Origin of the sequence: Paraburkholderia strydomiana (genome assembly GCF_046030495.1) — a bacterium.
In the GTDB taxonomy this organism is placed as follows: domain Bacteria; phylum Pseudomonadota; class Gammaproteobacteria; order Burkholderiales; family Burkholderiaceae; genus Paraburkholderia; species Paraburkholderia strydomiana_A.
This window is the reverse complement of record NZ_JAQQCJ010000019.1, coordinates 122,745-147,781: the sequence shown is the minus strand read 5'-3', so window position 1 is coordinate 147,781 and position 25,037 is coordinate 122,745. Positions and strand designations below refer to the sequence as shown.

At 63.6% G+C, this 25,037-nt stretch carries 22 protein-coding genes; 15 read left to right on the top strand and 7 right to left on the bottom strand.

All coding sequences use genetic code 11. The features are described from left to right. Nucleotides 1–35: 35 nt before the first annotated feature. The 3 genes from PQQ53_RS24135 to PQQ53_RS24125 all read right to left on the bottom strand — a co-directional run bounded on the left by PQQ53_RS24135 (nt 36) and on the right by PQQ53_RS24125 (nt 2,331). Complete coding sequence (locus PQQ53_RS24135) at nt 36–1,118, bottom strand: tyrosine-type recombinase/integrase (RefSeq protein WP_408326702.1); 1,083 nt, start codon at nt 1,116–1,118, stop codon at nt 36–38. 58 nt (nt 1,119–1,176) lie between these two features. Beyond that, nucleotides 1,177–1,575: a DUF2471 family protein gene (locus tag PQQ53_RS24130; protein ID WP_408141884.1), complete on the bottom strand. Its 399-nt coding sequence runs from the start codon at nt 1,573–1,575 to the stop codon at nt 1,177–1,179. A gap of 117 nt (nt 1,576–1,692) precedes the next feature. Next, entirely contained in the window at nt 1,693–2,331 is a 639-nt protein-coding gene (locus tag PQQ53_RS24125; RefSeq protein ID WP_408141882.1) for a helix-turn-helix domain-containing protein, read from the bottom strand. Between the two features lie 167 nt (nt 2,332–2,498). Here PQQ53_RS24125 and PQQ53_RS24120 point away from each other — a divergent pair, with 167 nt between their 5' ends. Next, complete coding sequence (locus tag PQQ53_RS24120) at nt 2,499–3,698, top strand: glycine C-acetyltransferase (protein ID WP_408326699.1); 1,200 nt, start codon at nt 2,499–2,501, stop codon at nt 3,696–3,698. 13 nt (nt 3,699–3,711) lie between these two features. Continuing rightward, a complete protein-coding gene (gene tdh, locus PQQ53_RS24115) occupies nt 3,712–4,743 on the top strand; it encodes an L-threonine 3-dehydrogenase (RefSeq protein WP_408154590.1) in 1,032 nt (343 codons plus the stop codon). A gap of 71 nt (nt 4,744–4,814) precedes the next feature. Here tdh and PQQ53_RS24110 read toward each other — a convergent pair whose 3' ends face one another. Continuing rightward, complete coding sequence (locus tag PQQ53_RS24110; protein ID WP_408154588.1) at nt 4,815–5,465, bottom strand: YceI family protein; 651 nt, start codon at nt 5,463–5,465, stop codon at nt 4,815–4,817. A 108-nt stretch (nt 5,466–5,573) separates the two neighbouring features. Here PQQ53_RS24110 and PQQ53_RS24105 point away from each other — a divergent pair, with 108 nt between their 5' ends. The 4 genes from PQQ53_RS24105 to PQQ53_RS24090 all read left to right on the top strand — a co-directional run bounded on the left by PQQ53_RS24105 (nt 5,574) and on the right by PQQ53_RS24090 (nt 8,391). Continuing rightward, complete coding sequence (locus PQQ53_RS24105; RefSeq protein ID WP_408326696.1) at nt 5,574–6,296, top strand: TetR/AcrR family transcriptional regulator; 723 nt, start codon at nt 5,574–5,576, stop codon at nt 6,294–6,296. A 13-nt stretch (nt 6,297–6,309) separates the two neighbouring features. Then, entirely contained in the window at nt 6,310–6,789 is a 480-nt protein-coding gene (locus tag PQQ53_RS24100) for a nuclear transport factor 2 family protein (protein WP_121319791.1), read from the top strand. A gap of 221 nt (nt 6,790–7,010) precedes the next feature. After that, nucleotides 7,011–7,529 carry a hypothetical protein gene (locus PQQ53_RS24095; RefSeq protein WP_408141872.1) on the top strand — a complete coding sequence of 173 codons (519 nt, stop codon included), beginning with the start codon at nt 7,011–7,013 and terminating at the stop codon, nt 7,527–7,529. Between the two features lie 676 nt (nt 7,530–8,205). Continuing rightward, nucleotides 8,206–8,391: a hypothetical protein gene (locus PQQ53_RS24090; RefSeq protein WP_408154584.1), complete on the top strand. Its 186-nt coding sequence runs from the start codon at nt 8,206–8,208 to the stop codon at nt 8,389–8,391. 154 nt (nt 8,392–8,545) lie between these two features. On the opposite strand, the gene PQQ53_RS24085 is transcribed toward PQQ53_RS24090, so the two are convergent. Next, nucleotides 8,546–9,793, bottom strand: a complete 1,248-nt coding sequence (locus PQQ53_RS24085) for an ATP-binding protein (RefSeq protein ID WP_408326693.1) — start codon at nt 9,791–9,793, stop codon at nt 8,546–8,548. Further along, on the bottom strand, nt 9,777–10,514 hold the full coding sequence (locus tag PQQ53_RS24080) for a response regulator (protein WP_408326690.1): 738 nt from the start codon (nt 10,512–10,514) through the stop codon (nt 9,777–9,779). The genes PQQ53_RS24085 and PQQ53_RS24080 overlap by 17 nt, the downstream gene beginning before the upstream one ends. Nucleotides 10,515–10,862: 348 nt before the next feature. Between PQQ53_RS24080 and PQQ53_RS24075 the strand changes: the two genes are divergently transcribed. The 9 genes from PQQ53_RS24075 to PQQ53_RS24035 all read left to right on the top strand — a co-directional run bounded on the left by PQQ53_RS24075 (nt 10,863) and on the right by PQQ53_RS24035 (nt 23,436). Next, nucleotides 10,863–12,083, top strand: coding sequence for an efflux RND transporter periplasmic adaptor subunit (locus tag PQQ53_RS24075; RefSeq protein WP_408326687.1), 1,221 nt, complete (start codon nt 10,863–10,865; stop codon nt 12,081–12,083). A gap of 14 nt (nt 12,084–12,097) precedes the next feature. Continuing rightward, the gene (locus tag PQQ53_RS24070) at nt 12,098–15,316 is read left to right on the top strand and encodes an efflux RND transporter permease subunit (protein WP_408326684.1); all 3,219 of its coding nucleotides are present in this window, start codon (nt 12,098–12,100) and stop codon (nt 15,314–15,316) included. Next, entirely contained in the window at nt 15,313–16,848 is a 1,536-nt protein-coding gene (locus tag PQQ53_RS24065; protein WP_408326682.1) for an efflux transporter outer membrane subunit, read from the top strand. Before PQQ53_RS24070 ends, PQQ53_RS24065 begins: the two co-directional genes overlap by 4 nt. 386 nt (nt 16,849–17,234) lie before the next feature. Continuing rightward, entirely contained in the window at nt 17,235–19,625 is a 2,391-nt protein-coding gene (locus PQQ53_RS24060) for an ATP-binding protein (RefSeq protein WP_408326679.1), read from the top strand. A gap of 35 nt (nt 19,626–19,660) precedes the next feature. Further along, nucleotides 19,661–20,401, top strand: coding sequence for a methyl-accepting chemotaxis protein (locus PQQ53_RS24055; protein WP_408326676.1), 741 nt, complete (start codon nt 19,661–19,663; stop codon nt 20,399–20,401). Beyond that, entirely contained in the window at nt 20,398–20,937 is a 540-nt protein-coding gene (locus PQQ53_RS24050) for a hypothetical protein (RefSeq protein WP_408326674.1), read from the top strand. The genes PQQ53_RS24055 and PQQ53_RS24050 overlap by 4 nt, the downstream gene beginning before the upstream one ends. Nucleotides 20,938–20,974: 37 nt before the next feature. Beyond that, entirely contained in the window at nt 20,975–21,946 is a 972-nt protein-coding gene (locus PQQ53_RS24045; protein WP_408326671.1) for a chemotaxis protein CheX, read from the top strand. A 20-nt stretch (nt 21,947–21,966) separates the two neighbouring features. Continuing rightward, on the top strand, nt 21,967–22,332 hold the full coding sequence (locus tag PQQ53_RS24040; protein WP_408141853.1) for a response regulator: 366 nt from the start codon (nt 21,967–21,969) through the stop codon (nt 22,330–22,332). Nucleotides 22,333–22,578: 246 nt separating this feature from the next. After that, nucleotides 22,579–23,436 carry a class II glutamine amidotransferase gene (locus PQQ53_RS24035; RefSeq protein ID WP_408141851.1) on the top strand — a complete coding sequence of 286 codons (858 nt, stop codon included), beginning with the start codon at nt 22,579–22,581 and terminating at the stop codon, nt 23,434–23,436. A gap of 704 nt (nt 23,437–24,140) precedes the next feature. Here the strand turns inward: PQQ53_RS24035 and PQQ53_RS24030 are convergent. Further along, entirely contained in the window at nt 24,141–24,899 is a 759-nt protein-coding gene (locus PQQ53_RS24030; protein WP_408326668.1) for an SDR family oxidoreductase, read from the bottom strand. Nucleotides 24,900–25,037 lie beyond the last annotated feature (138 nt).

Genomic DNA, 25,037 nt, shown 5'->3' with positions numbered 1-25,037 from the left:
GGTGAGGAAATTCGGGACCGGAAAGGTGAGTATTTTCAGGGCTCGCCGGCTCCCGATTTCCGCGTCAAACGCCCGTCACGTCTAGGCGCGGGTAACGGCGGCGCGGCCGGATCAGGTACCTCGGCGGCAGACGAATCCTGCTGGTCAACCCACGTTTGCCACGCTCGATACAGCCGGTTGGCCGACACGGCCTGCACGAATCCCAGCCATTGACCGACCAGTTCGGCCTCTACCCCACTTTCGAACAGATCTGCCGCGAAAGTGTTGCGCAAGGTTTGCGGACTGGCGCGGGACAGCCGCGATGCCGCAATCCCGGCACCGTCGATCAACGCGTCGACGGCGCGCAGCATGGTGGCTTTGTGCATCGGCCGCCCGGACGGGGCTGCGGGGAAAACCAGATTGCCGGCCAATTCCGTATGACGCCGTTCGGCGAGCCACGCGTCGAGGACCGCCGTCGCGAAGGGCGCGAGCCGGGTGCGGCGCGTCAGCATGGGATTGGCGGACTCGATCGTTACCCATGGCGAACCGACATTCACGCAACTAACCGTAAGCGCAGCGGCCTCGCCCGTCTTCAATCCGCCGCCGAGAAACGCGGCGATCAACGCGCGGTCGCGGCGCTCTCGCCAGCGCTGCGCGGTCGACAAATCAGGCAGCGGTGCAAACAATTGCGCGATCAGCGCGGTTCGTTCGGCATGGGTGAGAAAGCCGGTTGGCTCGTTATCGCGCGCATTTCGCCACGCTGCTTCGCCATCCTGAGCAATGAAGCGCGCGGGGTTGGTCGACGCGGATTCGATTTCGCGCACATGATCCAGGACCCGCTCGATCAGCCGCAAATACCGGATTCGTTGAGGTTTCCGGACATCGAGTCCGGCGACGAATTCGGCAATCATATGCGTGTCGACCGTGACCAGACTCTTCTGGCGTGCGCTGAGCCACTCAAGAAAAAGTCCCCACTGCGCTTGGTAGACACTTGCAGACGACCGTCTGAAATGCTGCTTGGCAAGCCAGGCGTCGAAGGCGATTTGCGGGTCGAGACGCCAGTCTTCACGTTGCTGATCGAACAGATCAGTCGATGGCGCAGGACGCAGGACCGGGTCGGACAGATGAGGAGGTGACATGGGCTATCCTTCCGTTAGTTGCGCATATTGTAGGTGGCAACCGACGAAAATACAGCCTTCAGCCGCCCCAGGGCCGCGAGCGTTTCAGCGTCGAACCTTCCGACGCCGGCTTCGCTGCGCGGCGAGCGGCTTCTTCATAGGCACTGACGGCGAACGCGAACACCGCCGGCAGCGCGGTGGACGTGCCGAAATCCACGGCCTCATCGGTTTCCGGATAAGGCAGGTCGGACGGACGTTGGAACAGGCCTAGCAGCAGCGCGTCGTGCCGGCTCGCAAACCCGAGGTCGGCCAGCGCCTCGGCTTCGATCGCATGCAGCAAACGCCACGTGAGCGGCACCTGCTGGACGATGTAACGCGCCGCGATATTGCGCACGATGTGTTCGAGATCGCGCGCCGCAGTTTGGTAGCGCAGCGCGGCCAAAGCTTGATCGGTAGGGTCGGCTCTTAGATTGTTCATTATCGGCTCCAGTCGATACCCTGTACTGTACAAATATACAGTGTCGGATGCAACCTCAGCCGAATGGCCAAATCCGCCAACTGCTAGCCGCAAGGCGCCCGGACCGCGAGCCCGAAATCAGCCGTGGATCACCACCAGCAGTGCTTTCGCTTCGCCCTTGCCGGCGTTGCGGATCGCGTGCGGTTCGTCGGCGACATAGCGCGCGGTGTCCGCGGCCTTGAGCCGTTTCGTCGCGCCGGCCGCCTCGATTTCGATCGAGCCGTGCAGTACGGTCAAATGCTCGCGCGTACCGGGCTCATGCGCATTCGATACCAACGCCCCGCCCGGCTGCAGCGTCAATTCGTACCATTCGAACTTGCCCGCCAGCTCGATCGGCCCCCACACTCGCAACTGATACTTGGCCTCGTGCCCGCTCAAGGTGGGAATCTCGTGCGGACCCGAGACCGCGATTGCTTCCGGCGCTTTGGGCGGCGCGAACAGCGAATCGAGACTGACGCCGAGCGCATTGGTCAGCCGCCAGGCGACCGCGATCGTCGGATTGGCCTTGTCGCGCTCGATCTCCGAGAGCATCGATTTCGACACGCCGGCGGCACGCGACAGATCGTCGAGCGTCATGCGCCGTTCGGCGCGCAGACGCTGAATCTGTTCGCCGACGCGCGGCGGCGCGGCACTCGCCGGCACCGATGTCACGCCTGACGTAGGCACCGCGTTGGCCGCGGCGCGGCGAATACCCGAACTTGCCATTTCCTGACCCATCGTTTAGAGTTGTTCGATATACCGGATTTTAGTTCGAAAAAACGAAAATATCCGATAAAACTGACAGCCGACTATAGCAGGCCGTCTCGCCGCCGTCGCTCATGCCGCACCTATGCCGGACAGGCGAACGCGGGCCGGCGCCACCATCCCATTCAGGAGAAGGGTTCATGCGTGACCAATATCTCGCCCACTTGCGCGGCACCCTCGAGCAGATCCGCGCCGACGGCTTTTACAAAAACGAACGTGTGATCGCGAGCCCGCAGTCGGCCGATGTGCGTCTTGCCAACGGCACGAACGTACTGAATTTCTGCGCGAACAATTACCTCGGCCTCGCCGATGACGCCCGACTGATCGACGCCGCCAAACAAGGTTTGGACAACGACGGTTTCGGCATGGCATCGGTGCGCTTCATCTGCGGCACGCAAACCGTGCACAAGGAACTGGAACACGCGCTCGCCGCATTCCTGCAAACCGACGACTGCATTCTCTATTCGAGCTGTTTCGACGCGAACGGCGGTCTGTTCGAAACCCTGCTCGACGAGAACGACGCAATCATCAGCGACGAGCTGAATCACGCGAGCATCATCGACGGCGTGCGGCTTTCGAAGGCGAAGCGTTTCCGCTACAAGAACAACGACCTCGCCGATCTCGAAGCCCGACTGAAAGAAGCGGACGCCGCCGGTGCGCGCTTCAAACTGATCGCCACCGACGGCGTGTTCTCGATGGACGGCATCATCGCCGACCTCGCCGGCATCTGCGATCTGGCCGACCGCTACGGCGCGCTCGTGATGGTCGACGACTCGCACGCGGTGGGTTTTGTCGGCGAACATGGGCGCGGCACGCCGGAACATTGTGGCGTGCTGTCGCGCGTCGACATCATCACCGGCACGCTCGGCAAAGCATTGGGCGGCGCATCGGGCGGCTACGTCGCCGCACGCAAGGAAGTCGTGGAGTTACTGCGGCAGCGCTCGCGTCCCTATTTGTTCTCGAACACGCTGACGCCGAGCATCGCCGCTGCGTCGCTGAAAGTGCTCGAACTGCTGGCGAGCGACGAAGGCGCGCAATTGCGCGCACGTGTGCGTGAAAACGGCGCGCACTTCCGCAGCAAGATGAGCGCGCTCGGCTTCACGCTCGTGCCGGGCGAACATCCGATCATTCCCGTGATGCTCGGCGACGCGCTACTCGCTTCGAAAATGGCCGATGCGCTGTTGAAGGAAGGCGTCTACGTAATCGGCTTCTCGTTCCCGGTGGTGCCCAAAGGACGCGCGCGCATCCGCACGCAAATGAGCGCGGCGCACACGCCCGAGCAGATCGACCGGGTCGTCGACGCCTTCGCGCGCGTTGGCCGTGAACTGGGCGTGATCTGACACGGAGGCGCATATGAAAGCATTGGCAAAACTCGAACGCGCGCCGGGCCTCACGCTCACGGACGTCAAGAAACCCGAAGTCGGCCACAACGACGTGATGATCCGCATCACGCGCACCGCGATTTGCGGCACCGACATCCACATCTGGAAGTGGGACGACTGGGCGCAAAAAACCATTCCGGTGCCGATGCACGTCGGTCACGAATATGTCGGCGAAATCGTCGAGATGGGACAGGAAGTGCGCGGCTTTGCGATCGGCGATCGCGTGTCGGGCGAAGGACATATCACGTGCGGTTTCTGCCGCAACTGCCGCGCGGGACGTCGGCATTTGTGCCGCAATACGGTCGGCGTCGGCGTGAATCGTGAAGGCGCGTTCGCCGAATACCTCGTCATCCCGGCATTCAACGCGTTCAAGATTCCACCCGAAATCTCCGACGATCTCGCGGCGATTTTCGATCCGTTCGGCAACGCGACGCACACCGCGCTGTCGTTCAATCTGGTCGGCGAGGACGTGCTGATTACCGGGGCGGGTCCGATCGGCATCATGGCGGTGGCGATCGCGAAACACGTCGGCGCGCGCAATGTCGTGATCACCGACATCAACGACTATCGCCTCGAACTCGCCCGCAAGATGGGCGCGACCCGCGCGGTGAACGTGTCGCGCGAATCGCTGCGCGACGTGATGGCCGATCTGCACATGACCGAAGGTTTCGACGTCGGCCTGGAAATGTCGGGCGTGCCGAGCGCGTTCACCGGCATGCTCGAAGCGATGAATCACGGCGGCAAGATCGCGTTGCTCGGCATTCCGCCCGCGCAGACCGCGATCGACTGGACTCAGGTGATCTTCAAAGGCCTTGAAATCAAGGGCATTTACGGGCGCGAGATGTTCGAAACCTGGTACAAGATGGTCGCGATGCTGCAAAGCGGTCTGGATCTGTCGCCGATCCTCACGCACCATTTCAAGGTCGACGATTATCAGCAGGCCTTTGCCACGATGCTTTCCGGCGAGAGCGGCAAGGTGATTCTCGACTGGACGGCTGCGTGAGTTGACACGTCAGCCACATCGCCACGAGCCCAACGCCTTGGCTCGCGGCCGACCCAACGCCCGCATCGCGCTCACCCGCCTGCGGGCGTTTTCACGAACTCCGCCTGAATGCGCACATGAATGTCGTCGCCGACGGCCGGATACCACGTCGACAAACCGAACTTCGCGCGGCTGAAACGGCCTTCTGCCGAGAAGCCGAGCGTGTCTTTCTTCGTCAGCGGATCGGGCGCGAAACCGTTGAACGTGACGTCGAGCGTCACCGGTTGCGTGACGCCGCGAATCGTCAGATCACCGCTCAGTGTGCCGCGAGATTCGCCGGTGCGCTCGAAGCGCGTGCTCGCAAAGCGAATCGCCGGATTGCGTGCGACGTCGAGCATGTCGGGGCCCTTCACCATCTTGTCGAGCAGCGGCACGTTCGTATCGATGCTCGCCGCGTCGATCGTGACCGATGCCGAGCTCCGCTCGAGCCCGCCCTCGCTCCAGTCGAGCTGACCCTGCTTGCGATCGAAGCGAATCGTAAAGCGCGAGTATTTGAAATGGTCGATGTCGAACGTGATGCTGGTGTGGTCCGGATCGATCTCGTAGCGGCCGACCGGCACGCGCGCCTCGTTCTGGCTGACCGAATGCGTGAGGACTTGCAGCGGTGTGCAGGCGACTGCCGTCAGCAACGTGGCGCCCAGCAGGACACGCGCCAGCGTGGCGCGGACAGGCGATGAGTTCATGAAGTTCGTTCCGGTTGAGCGATCGTCATCACGATAGCAGCTAGCGCACCTGGCTGCCGGAACCCGCAAAAACTTGACGAGGGAGAATGATCGTTCTACCCTTCGTCCATGGCTACCGACACTCTCACTGAAGCAGCCGCGCCCGGCAGCGCGCGCGAGCGTCTGCTGGATGCCGCCGAAGCGTTGATCTACGCCGGCGGCATCCACGCAACCGGCGTGGACGCGATCGTCAAGCAGTCCGGCACGGCGCGCAAGAGCTTCTACACGCATTTCGAATCGAAAGACGCGCTCGTCGCGGCCGCACTCGAACGGCGCGACGAACGCTGGATGAACTGGTTTATCGCCGGCACGCAGCGGCGCGGCAAAAGTGCGCGCAAGCGTCTGCTCGGTATGTTCGAGGTGCTGCGCGAATGGTTTGCGTCGGACGATTTTCATGGCTGCGCGTTTCTGAACGCGGCCGGTGAGATTGCGTCGGCGGAAGATCCGATCCGGAGCGTCGCGCGCAAACACAAGGAACGTCTGCTCGATTTCGTGCGAACCCAGTGCGATGAATTCGCAGTCGAGTCAGACATGGATGCGCGGCGTGCCGCGCGATTGTCGCGTCAGTGGCTGCTTCTGCTCGATGGTGCAATCGCCGTGGCGCTGGTGAGCGGCGAGGCCGACGCCGCGCTCGACGCGCGCAGCGCAGCCCAGACCTTGCTCGACGCCGAGGCCAACCCATCCGCCGGCGAACGCGCTACGTCCACCGGCAACGTCACAGGCACGTCGCCAGGCAAAACCACAAGCCCTTCCGCAAACCGGCGACCGCCATCCCGGCGCGCCGCAACCTGACCGAGGAACCATCATGGCCGACTCCATCGAAACCCGCCCGCCGTTGCCACCGTTCACGCGCGAAACCGCGATTCAGAAAGTGCGCGCTGCGGAAGACGGCTGGAATACGCGTGATCCCGAGCGTGTTTCGCTCGCGTACACGCCGGACAGCATCTGGCGCAATCGCGCCGAATTCACGCATGGCCGCGCGGAGATCGTCGGCCTGTTGCGCCGCAAATGGGCGAGAGAACTCGACTACCGGCTGATCAAGGAACTGTGGGCGTTCACCGATAACCGTATCGCAGTGCGCTTTGCCTACGAATGGCACGACGATTCGAACAACTGGTTCCGCTCGTATGGCAACGAGAATTGGGAGTTCGACGAGCATGGACTGATGGCGCGCCGTCATGCCAGCATCAACGACCTGCCGATCCGCGAAGCCGACCGTCTGTATCGCTGGCCGCTCGGGCGCCGTCCCGACGATCATCCGGGCCTGTCGGATCTCGGGCTCTAGACCCGCCATCGAAAATGGCGGTGGATGCGGGCACGCATTCACCGCTTTGCCATCGGTTCTCCGTTATCGTTGCGGTTCCAGGCTGCGGGCACGTCTTGTGCCCGCACGTCCGAGCGCAGCCTCAACATCGCGTGTGCGGGTTGAGGTACAGTGCGCGACGGACGGCAAACTCATAGCCAGAACATAGATGACACCGGCGCTCGACCGGTGGCGGAGAGGACATGCATTTTCGGCAGATCAAAAAGAACATCCGACGTACTGCAGTGGCGCTCATCGCGAGCCTGGCGGCGGCATCCGCCGCGCAGGCCGGCAGCTGGTGCGAGGGCGGCATATGGGTCGACGCCATGCTCGGCTCGTATCACATCAACCCCGATCCGAATACCGATTTCGAACAGTTCAATCCGGGCCTCGGCGTCGAGTGCTGGCTCAACAATCAATGGGCGCTGACCGCCGGCGGTTTTCGTAACTCGCTGCGCCGACCTTCGTACTATGGCGGCGGCGTCTGGGCGCCGGAGTTCGCGCACTGGGGCATCGTGCGGCTCGCGGCGATGGCCGGGATCATCTCCGGCTATAACTACGGCAACTGGGGCTTGGGCCGCAATCACACGATCGGACCGGTGGTCGCGCCGATCGTGATGGTCGAATACAAACGCGTGGGCGCGAACTTCATCGTGATTCCGCCGATTCCTTCGGACGATCTGCCGTTTACGATCGGGTTTCAGGTGAAGGTGAAGTTCTGAGCGAACTACCGCTCACGCACACCAAGGTGAGCCGTTCCAGGATGGTGAGGATTTCCAGGGGATGGCGACCGTGCGGCGAATGGTGAGGAATTCCAGGAGATGTGATCACCGCGCTCAAAGGTGAGGAATTCCAGGAGATCGTCTCATCGCGGCTATAAGGTGAGGAGTTCCAGGAGACGGGCTTTCCATTCGCCGCGAAGCGAGCCGTTCGACGAGCTGAATAGCACCTTGGAAGCCTCGAAATAGGCGCAAAGGTGAGGAATTCCAGGAGGTGATCCATGGCCACTCAGAATCCGCACCGATGCGAAGGTGAGGATTTCCAGGGAGTCGTCGGCATGGCCGCTCAAGGTGACGTGTCGCAGATCTAACAACTCACCTATCAAGACAACGGCGCGAATCGAAGCCGCCGATCCCCTTACATCCTCTTCCATATGCAAACAAAGGGTGAACGCGCACGCATGCCGCGCAACACTTCTCGAACTCCGCGTAACCGGCGCTGGAAGACGACGTCCGCGACAGCGAGGCCGCCTCGTCGTAGTCATTGCCTGCCGAGCTTGTAACGGCCTCGTAAAACATGATCTTTCGCCGCTTGATAAGTTGCGGATGACGCATCGCATCGTCCCTCGAAACCCGAGCGACGTTGTCGCGTCACCGCAGATAGATCGAAGGAGAAAGCATGAAGAAGCTGTTGGCAATCGCGGCGCTCGCCGCACTGAGCGCAACGTTGAGCGGATGCTGGTGGGGACCGCCGCCGGCTTGGGGTGGTGGTGGTCCGGGTGGCGGCGGACCCGGTGGCGGCCACGGTGGAGGCGACGGGCCGCATGGCGCGATCGTCGTTCCGGGCAATGTCGCTCAGGGTTGAGCGACACACCTCACGTGAACCGCGCGGAAACCATGCAGCAACGATGCCGCAACCGCGCGGCAAACTGAACAGCGAGCCGCTCAGGCAGCCTGAGCAGACAACTGAGCAGACAACCTGAGCGGGGAAACCTCGGCAAACAACCCCGGCCGACAACCTAAACCGGAAACGTCAGCGACACCACAAAACCCCCATCGACAGCATTGTCCGCATGAAAAGTGCCGCCGTTATAGCGCACGAGCCGTCGCACGATCGCGAGCCCCAGCCCGCAATGCGCATCGCCGCTGCGCGCTTCGTCAAGCCGCACGAACGGTTGCAATGCACGATCGAGTTGATCGGCCGGAATGCCGCTGCCGTGATCGCGCACCCGCAACGTGTAGTGGCCGTTGTGCCGCGACGTCGAGATTTCGACCGGCGGGTCGCCATAGGTCAGCGCGTTCTCGATCAGGTTCGTCAGAATCCGGTCGAGGTCGACGAGCGGCAACCCGAAGCCATCGCCCGCTTGCAGATCGAGACGCACGAGCGCGTCGTCCGCGAGACTGTCGCCGTAATGCCGGCGGCAGTGCGCATCGACGCTTGTAGTGGGCGACGCGTCCGCCGTCTCTCGTGCGAAATCCAGAAACTGCGTGACGATGCGCGACAACGATTCCGCATCGCGCAGAAAGCCGCGCCGGTTCGCTTCATCGGGCAGCAGGTCCGCGCGCACCTGCATGCGCGTGATCGGCGCGCGCAGATCGTGCGCGACGCCTGCGAGCATCACCGCGCGTTCCTGCTCGGCTTGCGCGAGTTCGTGCACCATCTGGTTGAAGTCGCCGATCAGCTCCTTTAGCTCACGCGGCCCGCTCGCCTCGACCACCGGCGCGCGATGGCCGACCCGAAACTCGCGCGCCGCGAGCGCGAGCCGATGCAAGGGCCGCTGCAAATGCCACGCGCCAAACAACGCGACGACCACCGCGAACACCAGCATCGTCGCCGAGGCGCCGAGGAAGCGGCGCGCCGGCAGCATCGAATTTTGCAGCACGAGCCAGCCGGGATGGCCCGCATAGCGCACCCAGACCGTGCCGCTGTCGGGGTCGGCTACCACCTCGCTGCCGGCCGGCAACTTCGCGCGCAAGTCGGTTTCGAACGGACCCGAGGTGTTTTCGCAAGGCGCGGGGCAGCCATACGGAATCGCGTCGTTGGCGTTGACCCTGGCAATACCGAGCGTCGCCGAGATCTGTGCGGGCGTGAGCGAGCCTTCGTGTTCGGCCTCGACCGCGAGCAGCGCCGCACGCTGCGCATGGCCGGTGTCGATCTGGCCGCGCTCGCGGTCCACCAACACCATCGAGGTGACGTGAACCAGCACGATGAGGCCCACCGTCATCAACGAGAGCCGCCCGAACAGCGTGTTAAAGGGATTCTTCATCGTCACCGCCGCCGGGCACGAACATATAGCCGGTGCCGCGTATGGTCTGGATGCGGCGCGGATTGGCCGGATCGTCTTCGAGCAGACGGCGCAGGCGCCACACCGGCACGTCGATGCCGCGCTCGGTCACGTCGGAGTGCGGACCGTGCAGCAGGTCGACGAGCTTCGCGCGCGACAGCGTTTCCATCGGATGTTGGGCGAGCACTTCGAGCAGCGCATATTCGCTGCCCGTCAGCTTGAGCGGTTCGTCGTCGCGAAACAGCGTACGGGTGACGAATTCGAGCCGGAAGCGGCCGAAGCGCAGCGCCTCGCGCTTCTCGGGCGGCGTCGACACGGTCGCGGGCGGGGCATGCCGGCGCAGCACCGCATGAATGCGCGCGAGCAATTCCTGCGGCATGAACGGCTTGCCGAGATAGTCGTCGGCGCCGAGTTCGAGACCGATCACGCGATCCACGCCGTCGGCGCGCGCGGTCAGCATGATCACCGGAATCGTGTCGCCGTTCGCGCGCAATTGCCTGAGCGCGCTGAGGCCGTCGACGCCCGGCATCATCAGATCGAGCACGATGATCGAGGGCCGCTCGCGTTCGAGCCGGCGCGCCAGATTGTTGGCGTCGTGCAGCACGGACATCTCGATGCCGCGCTGCTGGAAGAAGGTGCGGAGCAGGTCGCGAAGGTCGGCGTCGTCGTCGACCAGTAAAACCTGGATGGGCGTGTCGGACATGGCTGGGCCCTGATCGATGAGGACGATTGATGAACGGACAGCGCCGCCGCCCGTTTGTCTTACGCCGCAATATAGCGAATCGCGCGGCGGCGGCGGTTTCGGGTTCTTGTCCGGCCTTACAGTTTATTACGGCAGCGCCGCCAGTTCGAGTGGCAAGCGCGAGTCTTCGCTTCGATCCCACGCCGAGCGTTACACCTCGTAATCCCCGCCTAAGCCAACGTAAGACGCTGCTCACTATGCTGCGGCCATATCTTGCCGCTGGCATCGCGTTGCGTGGCTTTTCCTCCGCGAACGAACGACGCATGCCGGACGGCCCTTTGTCGTTTCCAGTCGAAGGATGCCCACAGCATGCCCAATCCCTCTATCGCCGCCGAGCCGTCACGACGCGCGCCGTGCTTCACGCTGCTGGCCGCCGGCGTCGCGGCCGCCACGTTCATGCTGAGCGGTTGCGGCGAACAGGCGTCGCAAGCAGCGCAATCGCCGGTTCCCGAAGTCGGCGTCGAAACGATCACGCCGCACGCCGTTGTTTCGAGCACCGAACTATCGGGGCGTCTGTCGGCGATTCGCGTCGCCGAAGTCAGGCCGCAAGTCGAAGGCATCGTCAGGCAACGCCTTTTCACCGAAGGCTCGCTGGTCGCGGCCGGCGCCGTGCTCTATCAGATCGACGCGTCCAGCTACCAGGCCACGTACGACCAGGCCGTCGGCACGCTCGCCAAAGCGGTGGCGACCGCCAACGCCGCGCAGACCAAGGCGGCGCGTTACGCGGAATTGTCGAAGATCCAGGGCGTGAGCCGCCAGGACTACGACGACGCCGTCGCCGCGCTCGACGAAGCGAAGGCCGATGTGCTCGCCGACCGCGCCGCATTGAAGAGCGCGTCGATCAACCTCGGCTACACCAAAGTGGTCGCGCCGATCGCCGGACGCATCGGCAAATCGAGCGTCACCGAAGGCGCGCTCGTGACCGCCGAACAGACCACCGCGCTCGCGACGGTCCAGGCGACCGGCGAGATGTACCTCGACGTCACGCGTTCGTCGGCGGACTGGCTGCGTCTGCAGAAGGAATTCGCGAGCGGCCAGTTGCAGCAGGCGGGCAGCGACGGCGCGCTCGTGCATCTGGTGATGGAAGACGGCAGCACCTATGCGCAGCCAGGCAGGCTGCTGTTTTCCGACATCACCGTCGACCCCACCACCGGCTCGGTGACGCTGCGTTGCGTGTTTCCCAATCCGGACGGCACGTTGTTGCCCGGCATGTTCGTGCGCGCCCGGCTCGAAGAAGGCGTGAACCAGCAGGCGATCACGGTGCCGCAACTCGCGGTGTCGCGCGCGGCGGACGGCTCCGCGAGCGTGCTCACGGTCGGCGCCGACAACAAGGTCGCGCAGACGCCCGTCACCGCCGATACCGCGTCGGGCGCCGACTGGCTCATCACCCGTGGCCTTAAAGCGGGCGATCGCGTGATCGTCGCGGGCTCGCAGAAGGCGCGCACGGGCGCGCTCGTCAAGCCGGTCGAAGCGGGCAGCACGCCCGCCACCGCGGACAACGCCGTTGCCGCGTCGGCCGCCCACAGCTAAAGCGAGACTCTCCCATGGCAGGTTTTTTCATCAACCGACCGATCCTCGCATGGGTCATCGCCATCGTCATCATGATGGTGGGCGGCGCTTCCATCGGGACGTTGCCGGTCGAGCAATATCCGAGCGTGGCGCCGGTATCCGTGCAGATCACGGCGACGTATCCGGGCGCATCCGCGGAGACCATCGCGACCACCGTCACCCAGGTGATCGAGCAGAAGCTGAGCGGCATCGACCATCTGCTCTATATGTCGTCCACCAGCAGTTCATCGGGCCAGGCACGCATCACGCTGACGTTCCAGCAGGGCACCGATGCGGACATCGCGCAGGTGCAGGTGCAAAACAAGGTCGAGCAGGCCAGCTCGTCGCTGCCGGAGACGGTTCAGGAGCAGGGCGTGCAGGTCGCGAAGGCCGCGAACTCGTTTCTGATGATCGTGTCGTTGTCGTCGACCGACGGCAGCACGAATTCCATCGACCTCGGCAATATCATCGCGACGCAGATCGAAGACCCGCTCACGCAGATCGACGGCGTCGGCGACGTGACGCTGTTCGGCGCGCAGCACGCGATGCGCATCTGGCTCGATCCGGTCAAGCTGCAAGCGGTCGGCCTCACCACCAGCGACGTCACCACTGCGATCACGAATCAGAACGTGCAGCTGTCGGTGGGACAGATCGGCGGCTCGCCGTCCACGAAAACCCAGGCGCTCAACGCGACGATTTCCGCATCGAGCCTGCTCACCACCCCCGCGCAGTTCGGCGACATTCTGTTGCGCGTGAACAGCGACGGCTCGAAGGTGATGCTCAAGGATGTCGCGCGCATCGAGGTGGGCGGCGACGATTACAGCACGGATTCACGCCTGAACGGCAAGCCGGCCGCCTCGCTCGCGGTCAAGCTCGCGAGCGGCGCGAATGCGATGAGCGTCGCGAAGGCCGTGCGCGCGAAGCTCACCGAACTGAGCGCGCAATTGCCGCGCAACGTCGTGGTCGATTATCCGTACGACACCACGCCCTTCGTGAAGATTTCGATCGAAGAGGTGGTGAAGACGCTGATCGAAGCGGTGATGCTGGTGTTCGTCGTGATGTACGTGTTCCTGCAGAACCTGCGCGCGACGCTGATTCCGACCATCGTCGTGCCGGTTGCGTTGCTCGGCACGTTCGCGGTGATGTCGGTGGTCGGCTTCTCGATCAACGTGCTGTCGATGTTCGGGCTCGTTCTGGCGATCGGCTTGCTGGTGGACGACGCGATCGTGGTCGTCGAAAACGTCGAGCGCCTGATCGCGGAAGAGGGGCTGTCGCCGCTCGAAGCGACCCGCAAGGCGATGAAGCAGATCACCGGCGCGCTGGTTGGCATCACGACGGTGCTGGTTGCCGTGTTCATTCCGATGGCGTTCTTCTCGGGATCGACGGGCGCGATCTACCGGCAGTTTTCGGTGACGATCGTCGCGGCGATGCTGCTCTCCGTGTTCCTCGCGCTGACGCTCACGCCCGCGCTGTGCGCAACGCTGCTGCGGCGCGCGGACGTCGCGCATCATCCGAAGCGTGGCGTGCTCGGGTGGTTCAACCGCGTGCTCGCACGCGGCACCGATCGCTATGATTCGGCGGTCTCGCGCGTGCTAGGCAATCCGGTGCGCTACATGGTGATCTACCTGCTGATCGGCGGCGTCGTGGCGCTGCTCTTCATGAAGCTGCCGTCGTCGTATCTGCCCGACGAGGATCAAGGCACCCTCATCACGTCGATTTCCGCGCCTGCGGGCACGCCCGCCGCGCAGACCCTGGAAGTCGTGAAGAAGGTCGAGGCGTATTACCTCGGACTTCCGCAGGTGGACAAGATCATCACGCTGACCGGTTTCAGCTTCAACGGCTCGGGCCAGAACAACGCGCTCGCATTCGTGAGCCTCAAGGACTGGAGCAAGCGGCGCGGCAGCGACGGCTCGGCGGCGGCGCTGATCCAGCATGCGAACCAGCACTTCGCCGCCACGCGCGACGCGCAGATTTTCGCGCTCAATCCGCCAGCGATTCAGGAGCTCGGCACGCAGAGCGGACTCGACTTCGAACTGGAAGACCGCATGGGCCAGGGCCACGACAAGCTGATGGCCGCGCGCCAGCAGTTGATCGCACTCGCGGCCAAAGATAGCGCATTGTCCGGCATGCGCCCCGGCGGCCTCGACGATACGCCGCAGTTTCATGTCGATATCGATCGCGAGAAGGCGAGCGCGCTGGGGCTGTCCATCGCCGATGTGAACGATACGTTGCAGACCGCGTTCGGCTCGGCGTATGTGAACAACTATGTCGATACGGGACGCATCCAGAAGGTCTACGTGCAGGCCGATGCGCCATACCGGATGATGCCGTCCGACATTGGACGGTGGTACGTGAGGGCGAGTACGACAAGCAGCTCAAGTAGTTCGAGTTCGACCAGCAGTTCGAGCGCAACGAGCACGACCAGCGCCACAAGCACGACCAGCACGACCAGCAGCTACGACAGCCAGATGGTGCCGTTCTCGGCGTTCGCCACCGGTAAGTGGACCTTCGGACCGCCGCAGATCGAGCGATTCAACCGCACGCTGGCGATGGAAATCACCGCGCAAACCGGCGCGAACACCAGCACCGGCCAGGCGATGGCCGCCGTCGATGCGCTCGTGAAAAAACTGCCCGCCGGCTACGGCATCGACTGGACCGGGCAATCGTACCAGGAGCGCGTGGCCGGTTCGCAGGCGATCTATCTGTACGCGATCTCGCTCGTCGTGGTGTTCCTGTGCCTTGCCGGTCTATATGAGAGCTGGTCGATTCCGCTCGCGGTGATTCTGGTCGTGCCGCTCGGCGTGCTCGGCGCGGTGCTGGGCGCGCATCTTCGCGGGCTGTCCGACGACATCTACTTCAAGGTCGGCCTGCTCGCCACGATCGGGCTGTCCACCAAGAACGCGATCCTGATCGTCGAGTTCGCCAAGGACCTGCAAGCCCAGGGACGCGGCCTGATCGAAGCCACGATCGAAGCCGCGCGGCTGCGTTTGCGGCCGATCCTGATGACCTCGCTCGCCTTCATTTTCGGCGTGCTCCCGCTCGTCATCAGCACCGGCGCCGGTTCGGCGAGCCGGCATGCGATCGGCACCGGCGTGATGGGCGGCATGATCGCGGCGACCATTCTCGCGATCTTTTTCGTGCCGGTGTTTTTTGTCGTCGTGCGCCGTCTGTTCGGTGAACACGGCGACGCCAAGCAACAGGAAGGTGTCGAATGATGAGACTCAAACCGGGCGCGTGCATGGTCGCGTTCGCCTTCGCCATGCTGACGGGATGCACGCTCGACCCGCACTATGAACGGCCCGCGGCGCCCGTCGCGGCGACGTATCCGCAAGGCGATGCGTATGAAAGCACGAGCGCCGCCGCACGGGCAAAAGCATCGGCAAACGCGAGCGCGGAAGCGGCGAGCGGCACTGCCGCAACGACCGCAACGACCGCAACGACCGCAACGACCGCAACGACCGCAACGACCGCAACGACCGCAACCATCAGCGCCGCCACTGCCCCGCTAGCCACCGACACCGCATGGCGCACGTTCTTCCGCGACGAGCGCCTGCAACGTTTGATCGACATCGCGCTCGCCAACAATCGCGACATGCGCGTGGCCGCGTTGAACGTGGCCGAATACGAAGCGCAATACCGCATCGCACGCGCCGCGCTTGCGCCGTCGATCAGCGCGAGCGGCAGCCTGACCCGCGAACGCACCGAAGGCGTGACGAGCAGCGTCAGCAATCTGAGCGTCGGCACCACGTCGTGGGAGATCGACTTCTTTGGACGCCTGCGCAGCCTCAAGCGTCAGGCGCTGGAGACCTACCTCGCAACCGACGCGTCGCGGCAAAGCACACAGATCAGCCTGATCGCCACGGTGGCGACCGACTATCTGACCTTGCTGGCCGACGAGCGTCTGCTGCAGTTGACCGAAGACACAGTGAAGGCGAATCAATCCACGTTCGATGTGACGAAGCGCGTCCAGGAGCTGGGCAATTCTTCGCTGCTCGACGTGCAGCAGGCGCAGAACTCGCTCGCGAGCGCGCGGGCCAGCCTCGCGTCCTACCGGCGCGCGGTCGCGCAGGATCGCAACAATCTGGTGGCCGTGCTAGGCGCGCCGATTCCCGACGACCTGCCGCCTCCCCGCGCATTCGACGACGAATCGATGTTCGCCGATATCGGTGCGGGCGTGCCGTCGCTGCTGCTCACCCGTCGTCCGGATATCGTCCAGGCGGAGCATGCGTTGAAGGCGGCGAACGCGAACATCGGCGCCGCGCGCGCGGCGTTCTTCCCGAAGATCGAGTTGACCGCGTCGGCCGGCACGTCGAGTTCGACGCTCTCGAATCTGTTCAAGGCGGGCACGGGTGCCTGGGCGTTTGCGCCGAGCGTATCGGTGCCGATCTTCGATTACGGCAGCAATAAGGCATCGCTCGATGTCGCGAAGATCGAAAAGCAGATCGAGGTGGCCGACTACGAAAGCGCGATTCAGACCGCGTTCAAGGAAGTATCGAACGCACTGACGGCGCGCGCCACTTACGTCGATCAGGTGCAGGCGGATCGCGACTATGTGGCCTCCGCGCAGCGCTACTACACGCTCGCCGAAGCGCGCTACAAGGCGGGCACGGACAGCTTCCTCACCTTTCTCGACGCGCAACGCACGCTGTTTACCGCGCAACAGCAGCTTGCGACGGATAGCCTGTCGCGGCAGGCGAATCTCGTGACGCTATACAAGGTGCTGGGCGGTGGTTGGGAACACGGCTGACAGCGAACAGGTGAGAAGATTCGGGAGCCGGCGAGGTGAGAATATGCACACCTGTCGGCGCACTTTAGCCCCGAAGGTGAGGAAATTCGGGAGCCCAGGCGGACGCGTGCGGCGCGATCGAATTCGGGCGAAGTCGTGTGCATCGAGCGTTTTTCCTAGCGACGTAATCGCGTCGCAATAGAACGGGCATTGGATAACGGCCTTTTCCACGCAAACTTTAGAACTCAATTTAGCCCCTCGGGTGTGCGAAAAAAGCGATGTAGTCATCGCTGAGTAATATGCATCGGCAATACTCCGCAGCGCTGCAAGTCAGACCATATATTTCGCACAAAAACGCGCTGCTCCGATCGAGGGCTGGCGCGCAGGCCAGACCCCGGGGGGTTCAAATGACGATCCGTCATCGCATCACGCTATTGGTTGTTCTGATGTTCGCCGCCTTGTCGGCGATCGGCGGCTATGCCGTCTACCAGACGCGCGGCAGCGCCGCCGAAGTGCGCAAGGTGACCGAGGGCGTGGTGCCCAGCGCACTCGCATCCGCCGACCTCGTGTCGCAAGTCAAGGACGTGCAGCTCGCCACGATGACGCTCGTCTATGCGCCCGACGCCAACATGGTCGCCCAGGCCGAGGACGAGCTGAAGAAGAAAAAAGCCTCGCTGCAACAGGCACTCGCGCTGCAGGCCAGGGAGGCCGCGAGCCACGCGCAGCAGGGTCTCGTCGTGCAGGCGAAGGACAGCCTGGAGAACTACTTCTCCGCGATTGCCGACACCGCGAAAATGAAAGCCGACGGCAAGAACGAACTCGCGCAGGCGTATCTGTTCGCTAACGTCGCGCAGTATCGCGACGAGCTCGAAGGCATCGTCGAGACCTTGCGCGTCGAGAAGAATCGCGAGAAAGACGACGCGATCACGGCGCTGAACGCCACGCTCGCCACGACGACCACGGCCATCGCATCCGTCACCGGCCTTGCGATCATTCTGCTCACTTCGATCGGCGCGCTCCTCTATCGCCAGATCACCCGCCCGCTCAGCCACATGCAGGCCATGATGAGCGAGATCGCGTCGAGCCAGGACTTCACGCGCCGCGTGCCGGTGGGACGGCTCGACGAGATCGGCTGCTCGATCGTCGCGTTCAACGGCATGATCGAGAAGATTCAGGAAAGCTCCGCGCAACTCAAACAGAAAACCGCCGACATCCAGGCGATGTTGCAGAACATGCAGCAAGGCATTCTGACGGTGGTCGACGGCGCGAAGATTCACGCGGAGTACTCGGCGTATCTGGAAGACATCTTCGAGACGAAGGACATCGCCGGGCGCGCCCTGATGGACCTCGTTTTCGCGGATACCGAACTCGGCGCCGACGCGCTGTCGCAAATCGACGCGGCCACCCATGCGTGCCTCGGCGAAGACTGCATCAACTTCGCGTTCAATCAGCACCTGCTGGTGGGCGAGATTTCGAAGCGCATGCCCGATGGCCGCGTGAAGATACTCGACCTCAGCTGGTCGGCAATCACCGACGAAAACGACACCGTCGTGCGCCTGATGCTGTGCGTGCGCGACGTCACCGAACTGCGCAAGCTCGCGGCCGAAGCGAGCGAACAGCGCCGCCGCCTCGACATGATCGGCGAGATTCTCGCGGTCAGCGAGGAGAAGTTCCATCACTTCATCGAGAGTTCGGCGGGCTTTGTCAGCGAGAACGAGCGCATCATTCGCAAGCATTCCGAAGCGGATCATGCGGCGATCGCCGAATTGTTCCGCAACATGCACACCATCAAGGGCAATGCGCGGACCTACAACCTGCAGCATCTGACCAACGTCGTGCACGAAACCGAGCGCAGCTATCACGAACTGCGCCAGCCGGACGCGGATCGCTCGTGGGATCAGGAGCATCTGATGCGCGAACTGACGCGGGTGCGCGAGGCGATCGAAAGCTACGCGAAGATCAACGAGCAAAGCCTCGGACGCAAGGGCAAAGGCCAGGCGAACGATGCGGGCAACGCGGGCCGCTACGTGATGGTCGACAAGGACGACATCCAGCAGACACTCAATATGCTGGAGCGTACCGATGCCGCCGAGCTTCACGCGTTGCAGTCAATGCGTGATGCGCTGCGCCGTACGCTGAGCGCACTGGGCAGCCAGAGCGTGCGCGACGCGCTGTCCGGCGTGCTGGACTCGCTGCCGTCGCTCGCGAGCGAGTTGGGCAAGCCCGCGCCGGCCGTGCGGATCGACGACAACGGCTACCGTTTGCGCGGTCAGGCGGGCGGCACGCTGAGCAACGTGTTCATGCATCTGCTGCGCAATTCGATCGACCACGGCATCGAACCCGCCGAGGTTCGCGGTGCGCATGGCAAAACCCCGGCCGGCACGGTCGACATTGAAGTGGGCGTGGACAGCGGCGCCTTGCAGATCACGCTCAGCGACGACGGCCGCGGTCTCGCGCTCGAGCGGATTCGCGGCATCGCGCAGGAACGCGGCTGGATCGGCAATGACGACACGCTGAGCGACGAGGCGGTGGCCGACTTCATTTTCCGGCCGGGCTTCTCGACGGCTGAGACGGTTACCGAAGTGTCGGGGCGTGGCGTCGGCATGGACGCCGTACGCGATTTCCTGCGGCGCGAGAACGGCAGCATCGAACTGCGCTTCACCGACGACCACACGGGCGCGCCGTTCCGTCAGTTCCAGACGATCGTCTGCCTGCCGGACAGCGTCGCGGTCGACACGCTCGGCGTTCAGGCGCGCGGCCGGGCCGGCGAACTGCAACTCGACGCAGTGGCGGGCTGAGCGCCGACCGACGGACTTCGCAAGGATTGGTTGTGATGCAACAGTATCAAGAGTATCTATTCGCTGCGCTGGCGGGCGGCGCGTTGATCGCGCTGCCGGCATGGGCCGCTCACAAGCTGCACAGCGCGAAGCTGACGGCGCGACTGCGCGGCGAAGCGCAAACGCGGATCGACGCGCTCGAAGCCGCGCACGCGGCGCATCGCGAAGCGCTGCAAGAACGCGAGCAAGCCGAGCAGGCACTGCATGCGTTGACCGAACAGTTGCGTGACGAGTTGATGCAGCAGTCGGCCCGCGCCGATGAATTGCGGGCGTCACTCGACGCCGCGCACGGGAGCACGGAGCGGTGGACCAGCCAGGCGCGCCAGATCGCCGGTGAGGCTGCGCGTCTGAAGGGACTCGGCGCGACGTTCGAGCGCTGGCACGAGCAGATGATCTCGCTGATGACGCAGAACCACGACATGCACGCGAAGAATCAGGAGTTGTCGTCGATCGTGCGGCATGTGGTGATCGTGTCGCTGAACGCCTCGATCGAAGCGGCGCGCGCGGGTCCGGCCGGTCGCGGCTTCGCGGTGGTGGCAAGCGAAGTGCGCTCGCTCGCCGCGCGTTCCGAGGAGTTGTCGAAGAGCTATCGCGACAGCTTGCATCGCAACGATCTGACCACGACATCCACGTTCCAGGACATCCAGGCGGGCGGCAAGATGATCGCGGCGTCGCTTGCCAGTGTCGAGTCGCTCGCCAACCGCTTTCATGCGCAGCTCGATCAGGTGCCGATGTGATTTCGGCCCAGGCCCGCGACAGCTTCGAACGCATCTTCCGCAAGGCGGCGCAAACGCGCCTGCTCGCGAATGCGGACGACCTCTGCGAGATCGCACCGCTTGTCGAAGCCGGCGCTGGCGCAACGAAGGACACGCAGGTGGTCGTGCTGACCATTTCGTCGATCGTATTCAGGCTGCTGCTGATCCTGCATTTCGACGAAGACGACAGCACGCGCGGCTACTACCTGAACGGCACCGACGAGCGCCCGTTCCAGGAAGCGTTTCTGGAAATCTGCAACCTGTGTTGCGGCGCGATGAACCAGGAGCTGCTGCGCTACTTTCCAGACCTCGGCATGTCGACGCCGTATGTGTTGAACGCGCATTGCCTGCCTCATCTGCATGAATTGAAGCCGGCTCTGCTGTCGTCGTATTCGGTCGTGCTCAACGGCGACGTGCGGCTCGCCGCGACCGTGTGCGTATGCGCGCATGCGCCGCTCGACTTCGTCGCGGACACGAGCGCCATCGAAGAAACCAGCGGCGAACTGGAGTTGTTTTGACCATGACAGCACGCGTCGCCGCCATCAGGAAAGCGAAATGAATTTCAACGAGCCGGTCAGCAAGGTGTTGGTGCTGGACGATTGCCCCGGGCACAAAGAGGCGCTCAAGCGCTTTTGCGACGAGAACAATCTGGTCGGCGTGAAAGTGGGCAAGAACCGCTTGCAGTCGGTGCTGCGCTCGAACATCGATCTCGGCGCGGTACTGTTCGCCGAAAACTACGGCGGTTCGCCCCAGGCCAGCGCCGAACTCGCGATCAGGATCAACGCGGTGCGTCCCGAGTTGCCGATCATCATGCGGCGTGAGCGCGACCCGAGCACGGAGGGCCTGCCCGAGAGCCTGCGCCGCGTGGTCTGCGCCGCTTACGTCGCGCACGATATGGCGCCGCTGCGCCGCGTGATCGACGAATACATTTTCAGCCTCGACTATCCGAATGCGCTGGTGCGCGGTATCGCCGAAATGACCCAGGCGATTCTCGGCGACGTGTTCAAGGACCTGACCATTACGTGCGATACGCCGTACATCGTGCGCGACCGCATCATCTTTGGCGAAGTGTTCAGCCTGATTCCGCTGGAAAGCGCGTGGTGCCGCGGCTACATGATGATGCAGGCCGAAGAGACCCCGATTCTCGACTTGCTCGACCGTTACCGGATGATCGACAACGCGCCCGACGGCGAGGCGGATTTCCGCGATCTGAACAGCGTGCTCGGCGAAGTGACGAACCTCGTGTGGGGCTCGTTCAAGAATCGCTATGTCGGCGACGCGGATGCTTCGCGGCGCAGCGAGGTGCAGGTGCCGCTGCTGGTGAATCACAAGCACAAGTACATCTCGTTCGGCAGCGGCAACCCGCAACTGTGCTTCATGTACTGGCTGCGTGAGCCGCAATCGGGCCGCGCGGTCAGGTTGCATCAACGTTTCGTGTTCAGCCTGAGCTGGTCGCCAGAAGATTTCAGGGAAGTCTCCGGCGATGTCGGCGCGATGGTCGAAGCAGGCGAACTGGATTTGTTCTGAGTAGTGTCAAAGGAAACAACATGGCGAAAATTCTGGTGGTGGATGACTCGAGCACGGTGCGCGACGAAGTGGCCGGCTTTCTGAAGAAGAACGGCCTGGACGTCGATACGGCGGTGGACGGCAAGGACGGCCTCGCCAGGTTGAAAGCCAGCCCCGGCATCAAGCTCGTGATCAGCGACGTCAACATGCCGAACATGGATGGCCTGACGATGGTCGAGAAGATTCGCGGCGAACTCGCGAACACGACGGTGAACGTCATCATGCTGACCACCGAAAGCAGCCCGGCGATGAAGGAGCGCGGCAAGGCGGCCGGCGTCAAAGGCTGGATCGTCAAGCCGTTCAAGGGCGATGCGGTGCTGGAAACGCTCCGCAAGCTGGCGGGCTAAGCGGCTCGGCGGCGGCGCGGCACGCGAAAGGTGAGGGTTTTCGGGAGCCGTGAAACCGGTGATTTGCAAAGCATGATTCGCTATAACGGCGGCTGTTGAAACACGCTAGTCTCCCAGTGAATGTGAACGACACCGGGTGACTTGCAATGGCGGCGAAACCTTCTGGGCGCATAGATACCATCACTGCGAAGGCGGTGACGGCGCACGCGCGCGTCCTGGCACAACGGGCTTAGGACGAAGCCGGACATGTGCCAATTGCTCGCCCTCAGTTGCGCGGAACCCACCGACGTCAGCTTCTCGCTGACCGGCTTCGCCGCGCGTGGCGGCCTGACCGATCATCATGTCGACGGCTGGGGCGTGGCGTTCTATGAAGACCGCGCGTGCCGCGTCTTCGTCGATGAAAGGCCGGCGTATCAATCGCCCGTCGCCGAGTTTCTGAAAAGCTATCCGATCAAGTCGCGCAATGTCGTCGCGCACATCCGCAAGGCGACCCAAGGCGGTGCGCGGGTCGAGAACTGCCATCCGTTCATGCGCGAGTTGCGCGGCCAGCAATGGGTGTTCGCGCACAACGGCGACCTGCAGCCGTTCCGCGAGCAGGAGCCGGGGCCGTTCGCGCCGGTCGGCTCGACCGATAGCGAAGCGGCGTTCTGCTTCATCATGAACCGCCTGCACGCGCATTTCGCCACGCATGCGGATGCAGACCCGGATGACATCGACGCGGTGTTCGACGTCATCGAGCACGCGACGCGCACGCTCAACGTCTTCGGCATCTTCAACTTCGTGCTGTCGAACGGCAAGGCGCAGTTTGCGTATTGCTCGACGCGTCTGTCATACGTGATACGCCATTGGCCGTTTTCGAGCGCGCGTCTGGTGGACGATGATCTGACGGTGAACTTCGCCGAGCGCGGCACGCCGTCCGACCGGACGGCGGTGATCGCTACGACGCCGTTGACCGATGAAGTCTGGACCGCCTGCAAGCCTGGTGATCTGCTGATGTTTCGCAGTGGCGCGCTGTTGCGGCGCGCCTATGTTGCCGTTCCCGCCGAAGTCCTCGCGACCTCGAAGTACGCACCCTCCGAGCTATCCGCTGCGATGGCGGCGTGACTTCGCGCTGCGCGTGTCCTGCGAAGGAATGACGCTGAGCGCGGGCGTTTTTTACCTTGAATTAAGGGGTTAACCGCCGGGCACCGATGACTGCCGGACGCCATCGCACGTGCTGATTGCGTGCGTGAATTGATCGGTTGCCTTCGAACGGCCTGGCTTCAATATGCTCCTCGCGGCTCTACGGTGAGAACATTCGGGAGCCGAAGGCTTTGGACGATACGTGAGTCCGTGCGCCTCGCTTTGCCTCACTCTTCGCCAATTGCGATGACAAGGTCGGCCAACACTCGCTGATCGATGCGGTGGTGTTGGCCTGGCGGCGCACTCCGCCACTGCGCATTGCTGCGCTCAACGTGACGGATAGTGCGTGCTGTATCAACGGTTTAGTCGTCAGCCCGATGGGCGGTGGGGAATCCATACGCCGTTGCTGCCAGAGCCGTCGTGCGCGGCGCACAATACCGCGCGCAACGCGTTGCCCCTCACGGTTCCTGGATCGGCGCGCTGATCACTCCGTACTGCGCGAAAGGTGAGGGTTTGCGGGAGTAGCCTGTTTCGCACCCACCGCAGCACGCCCAGCATGCCTTTGCGCCCTGCCCCCAAGCTCGAAAGGTGAGCGTTTTCGGGAGCTGTTCGAGCGACGCCTCAAGCCGAACCCGCACCGCTGCGCGGCAAAGGTGAGATTTTTCGGGAGGCGTCGTTGTCGCGCGTTACGCCGGTTTGGCGATCTCGCGGATGTCGGCCACTGGCGTTTGCCCGAATGCATCGTCGAGCGCGTAGTCGACCAATTGCGCGGCGCATTGTTCCGGCGTCGACAGTTGGCCGTTGCGTTTAAGGTCTTCGAACTTCGGGCGCATCGGGAACTGCTCTTCGCCGCTGCCGCGAATCTCCGCCTGCATGTCCGTATCGACGACGCCCGGCGCGAGGCTGCAAATGCGCAGCGCGCGGTTTGCATCGAGCGTGACTGCGCGCGCGTGATGATCGAGCGCGGCCTTGGTCGCGCAGTAGATGCTCCAGCCGGGATACGCATTGCGGGCCGCGCCGCTCGAAATGTGCACGATGCGCCGGTCGCTCGCATCGACGGCCGCTGCGGCGAGCGCGCTGGCCAGCATCAGCGGCGTGGCCACGTTGAGGCTCACCGCGCCAGCGATAGCCGCCGCGTCCTGCCCTTCGATCGGACCGATGGGTTGCACCATGCCCGCGTTGTTGATCAGCACAACCGTTTGCGCGCCGCTGACGAATGCGCGCAGTGCGTCGGTTGCGATCCATTGCGCGACGCGGGTGGGGTCGGCCAGTTCCAGTTCGATTTCTTCGAGCTGTGTCGGGAAGCGTGTCTTGAGGGTTGCATGACGCGAGCGGGACAGGCCCAGCACGGTGACGTTGCGTGCGATCAGTTGTTCGGCGAGCGCCGCGCCCAGGCCGCGCGTGTGGCCGGTGACGATTGCGCGAATGGGAGACGTGGAGGGCATGGGGTTCCTTGTGGACGGTGGCTGGCAAGGGGCCATTTTCTCATAGGGTTTTTTGTGGGGCTTTGCGGGTGGGATGGGCGATGGGGTGTGTTTTGGCGGTTGTGGGGGAGAGGGTTCGCGCGGGTAGAGGGGATGCAA

Coding starts and splice junctions, on each gene's coding strand:
- PQQ53_RS24135 (WP_408326702.1), bottom strand. CDS start 1,118: ATGTCACCTCCTCATCTGTCCGACCCGGTCCTGCGTCCTGCGCCATCG.
- PQQ53_RS24130 (WP_408141884.1), bottom strand. CDS start 1,575: ATGAACAATCTAAGAGCCGACCCTACCGATCAAGCTTTGGCCGCGCTG.
- PQQ53_RS24125 (WP_408141882.1), bottom strand. CDS start 2,331: ATGGGTCAGGAAATGGCAAGTTCGGGTATTCGCCGCGCCGCGGCCAAC.
- PQQ53_RS24120 (WP_408326699.1), top strand. CDS start 2,499: ATGCGTGACCAATATCTCGCCCACTTGCGCGGCACCCTCGAGCAGATC.
- tdh (WP_408154590.1), top strand. CDS start 3,712: ATGAAAGCATTGGCAAAACTCGAACGCGCGCCGGGCCTCACGCTCACG.
- PQQ53_RS24110 (WP_408154588.1), bottom strand. CDS start 5,465: ATGAACTCATCGCCTGTCCGCGCCACGCTGGCGCGTGTCCTGCTGGGC.
- PQQ53_RS24105 (WP_408326696.1), top strand. CDS start 5,574: ATGGCTACCGACACTCTCACTGAAGCAGCCGCGCCCGGCAGCGCGCGC.
- PQQ53_RS24100 (WP_121319791.1), top strand. CDS start 6,310: ATGGCCGACTCCATCGAAACCCGCCCGCCGTTGCCACCGTTCACGCGC.
- PQQ53_RS24095 (WP_408141872.1), top strand. CDS start 7,011: ATGCATTTTCGGCAGATCAAAAAGAACATCCGACGTACTGCAGTGGCG.
- PQQ53_RS24090 (WP_408154584.1), top strand. CDS start 8,206: ATGAAGAAGCTGTTGGCAATCGCGGCGCTCGCCGCACTGAGCGCAACG.
- PQQ53_RS24085 (WP_408326693.1), bottom strand. CDS start 9,793: ATGAAGAATCCCTTTAACACGCTGTTCGGGCGGCTCTCGTTGATGACG.
- PQQ53_RS24080 (WP_408326690.1), bottom strand. CDS start 10,514: ATGTCCGACACGCCCATCCAGGTTTTACTGGTCGACGACGACGCCGAC.
- PQQ53_RS24075 (WP_408326687.1), top strand. CDS start 10,863: ATGCCCAATCCCTCTATCGCCGCCGAGCCGTCACGACGCGCGCCGTGC.
- PQQ53_RS24070 (WP_408326684.1), top strand. CDS start 12,098: ATGGCAGGTTTTTTCATCAACCGACCGATCCTCGCATGGGTCATCGCC.
- PQQ53_RS24065 (WP_408326682.1), top strand. CDS start 15,313: ATGATGAGACTCAAACCGGGCGCGTGCATGGTCGCGTTCGCCTTCGCC.
- PQQ53_RS24060 (WP_408326679.1), top strand. CDS start 17,235: ATGACGATCCGTCATCGCATCACGCTATTGGTTGTTCTGATGTTCGCC.
- PQQ53_RS24055 (WP_408326676.1), top strand. CDS start 19,661: ATGCAACAGTATCAAGAGTATCTATTCGCTGCGCTGGCGGGCGGCGCG.
- PQQ53_RS24045 (WP_408326671.1), top strand. CDS start 20,975: ATGAATTTCAACGAGCCGGTCAGCAAGGTGTTGGTGCTGGACGATTGC.
- PQQ53_RS24040 (WP_408141853.1), top strand. CDS start 21,967: ATGGCGAAAATTCTGGTGGTGGATGACTCGAGCACGGTGCGCGACGAA.
- PQQ53_RS24035 (WP_408141851.1), top strand. CDS start 22,579: ATGTGCCAATTGCTCGCCCTCAGTTGCGCGGAACCCACCGACGTCAGC.
- PQQ53_RS24030 (WP_408326668.1), bottom strand. CDS start 24,899: ATGCCCTCCACGTCTCCCATTCGCGCAATCGTCACCGGCCACACGCGC.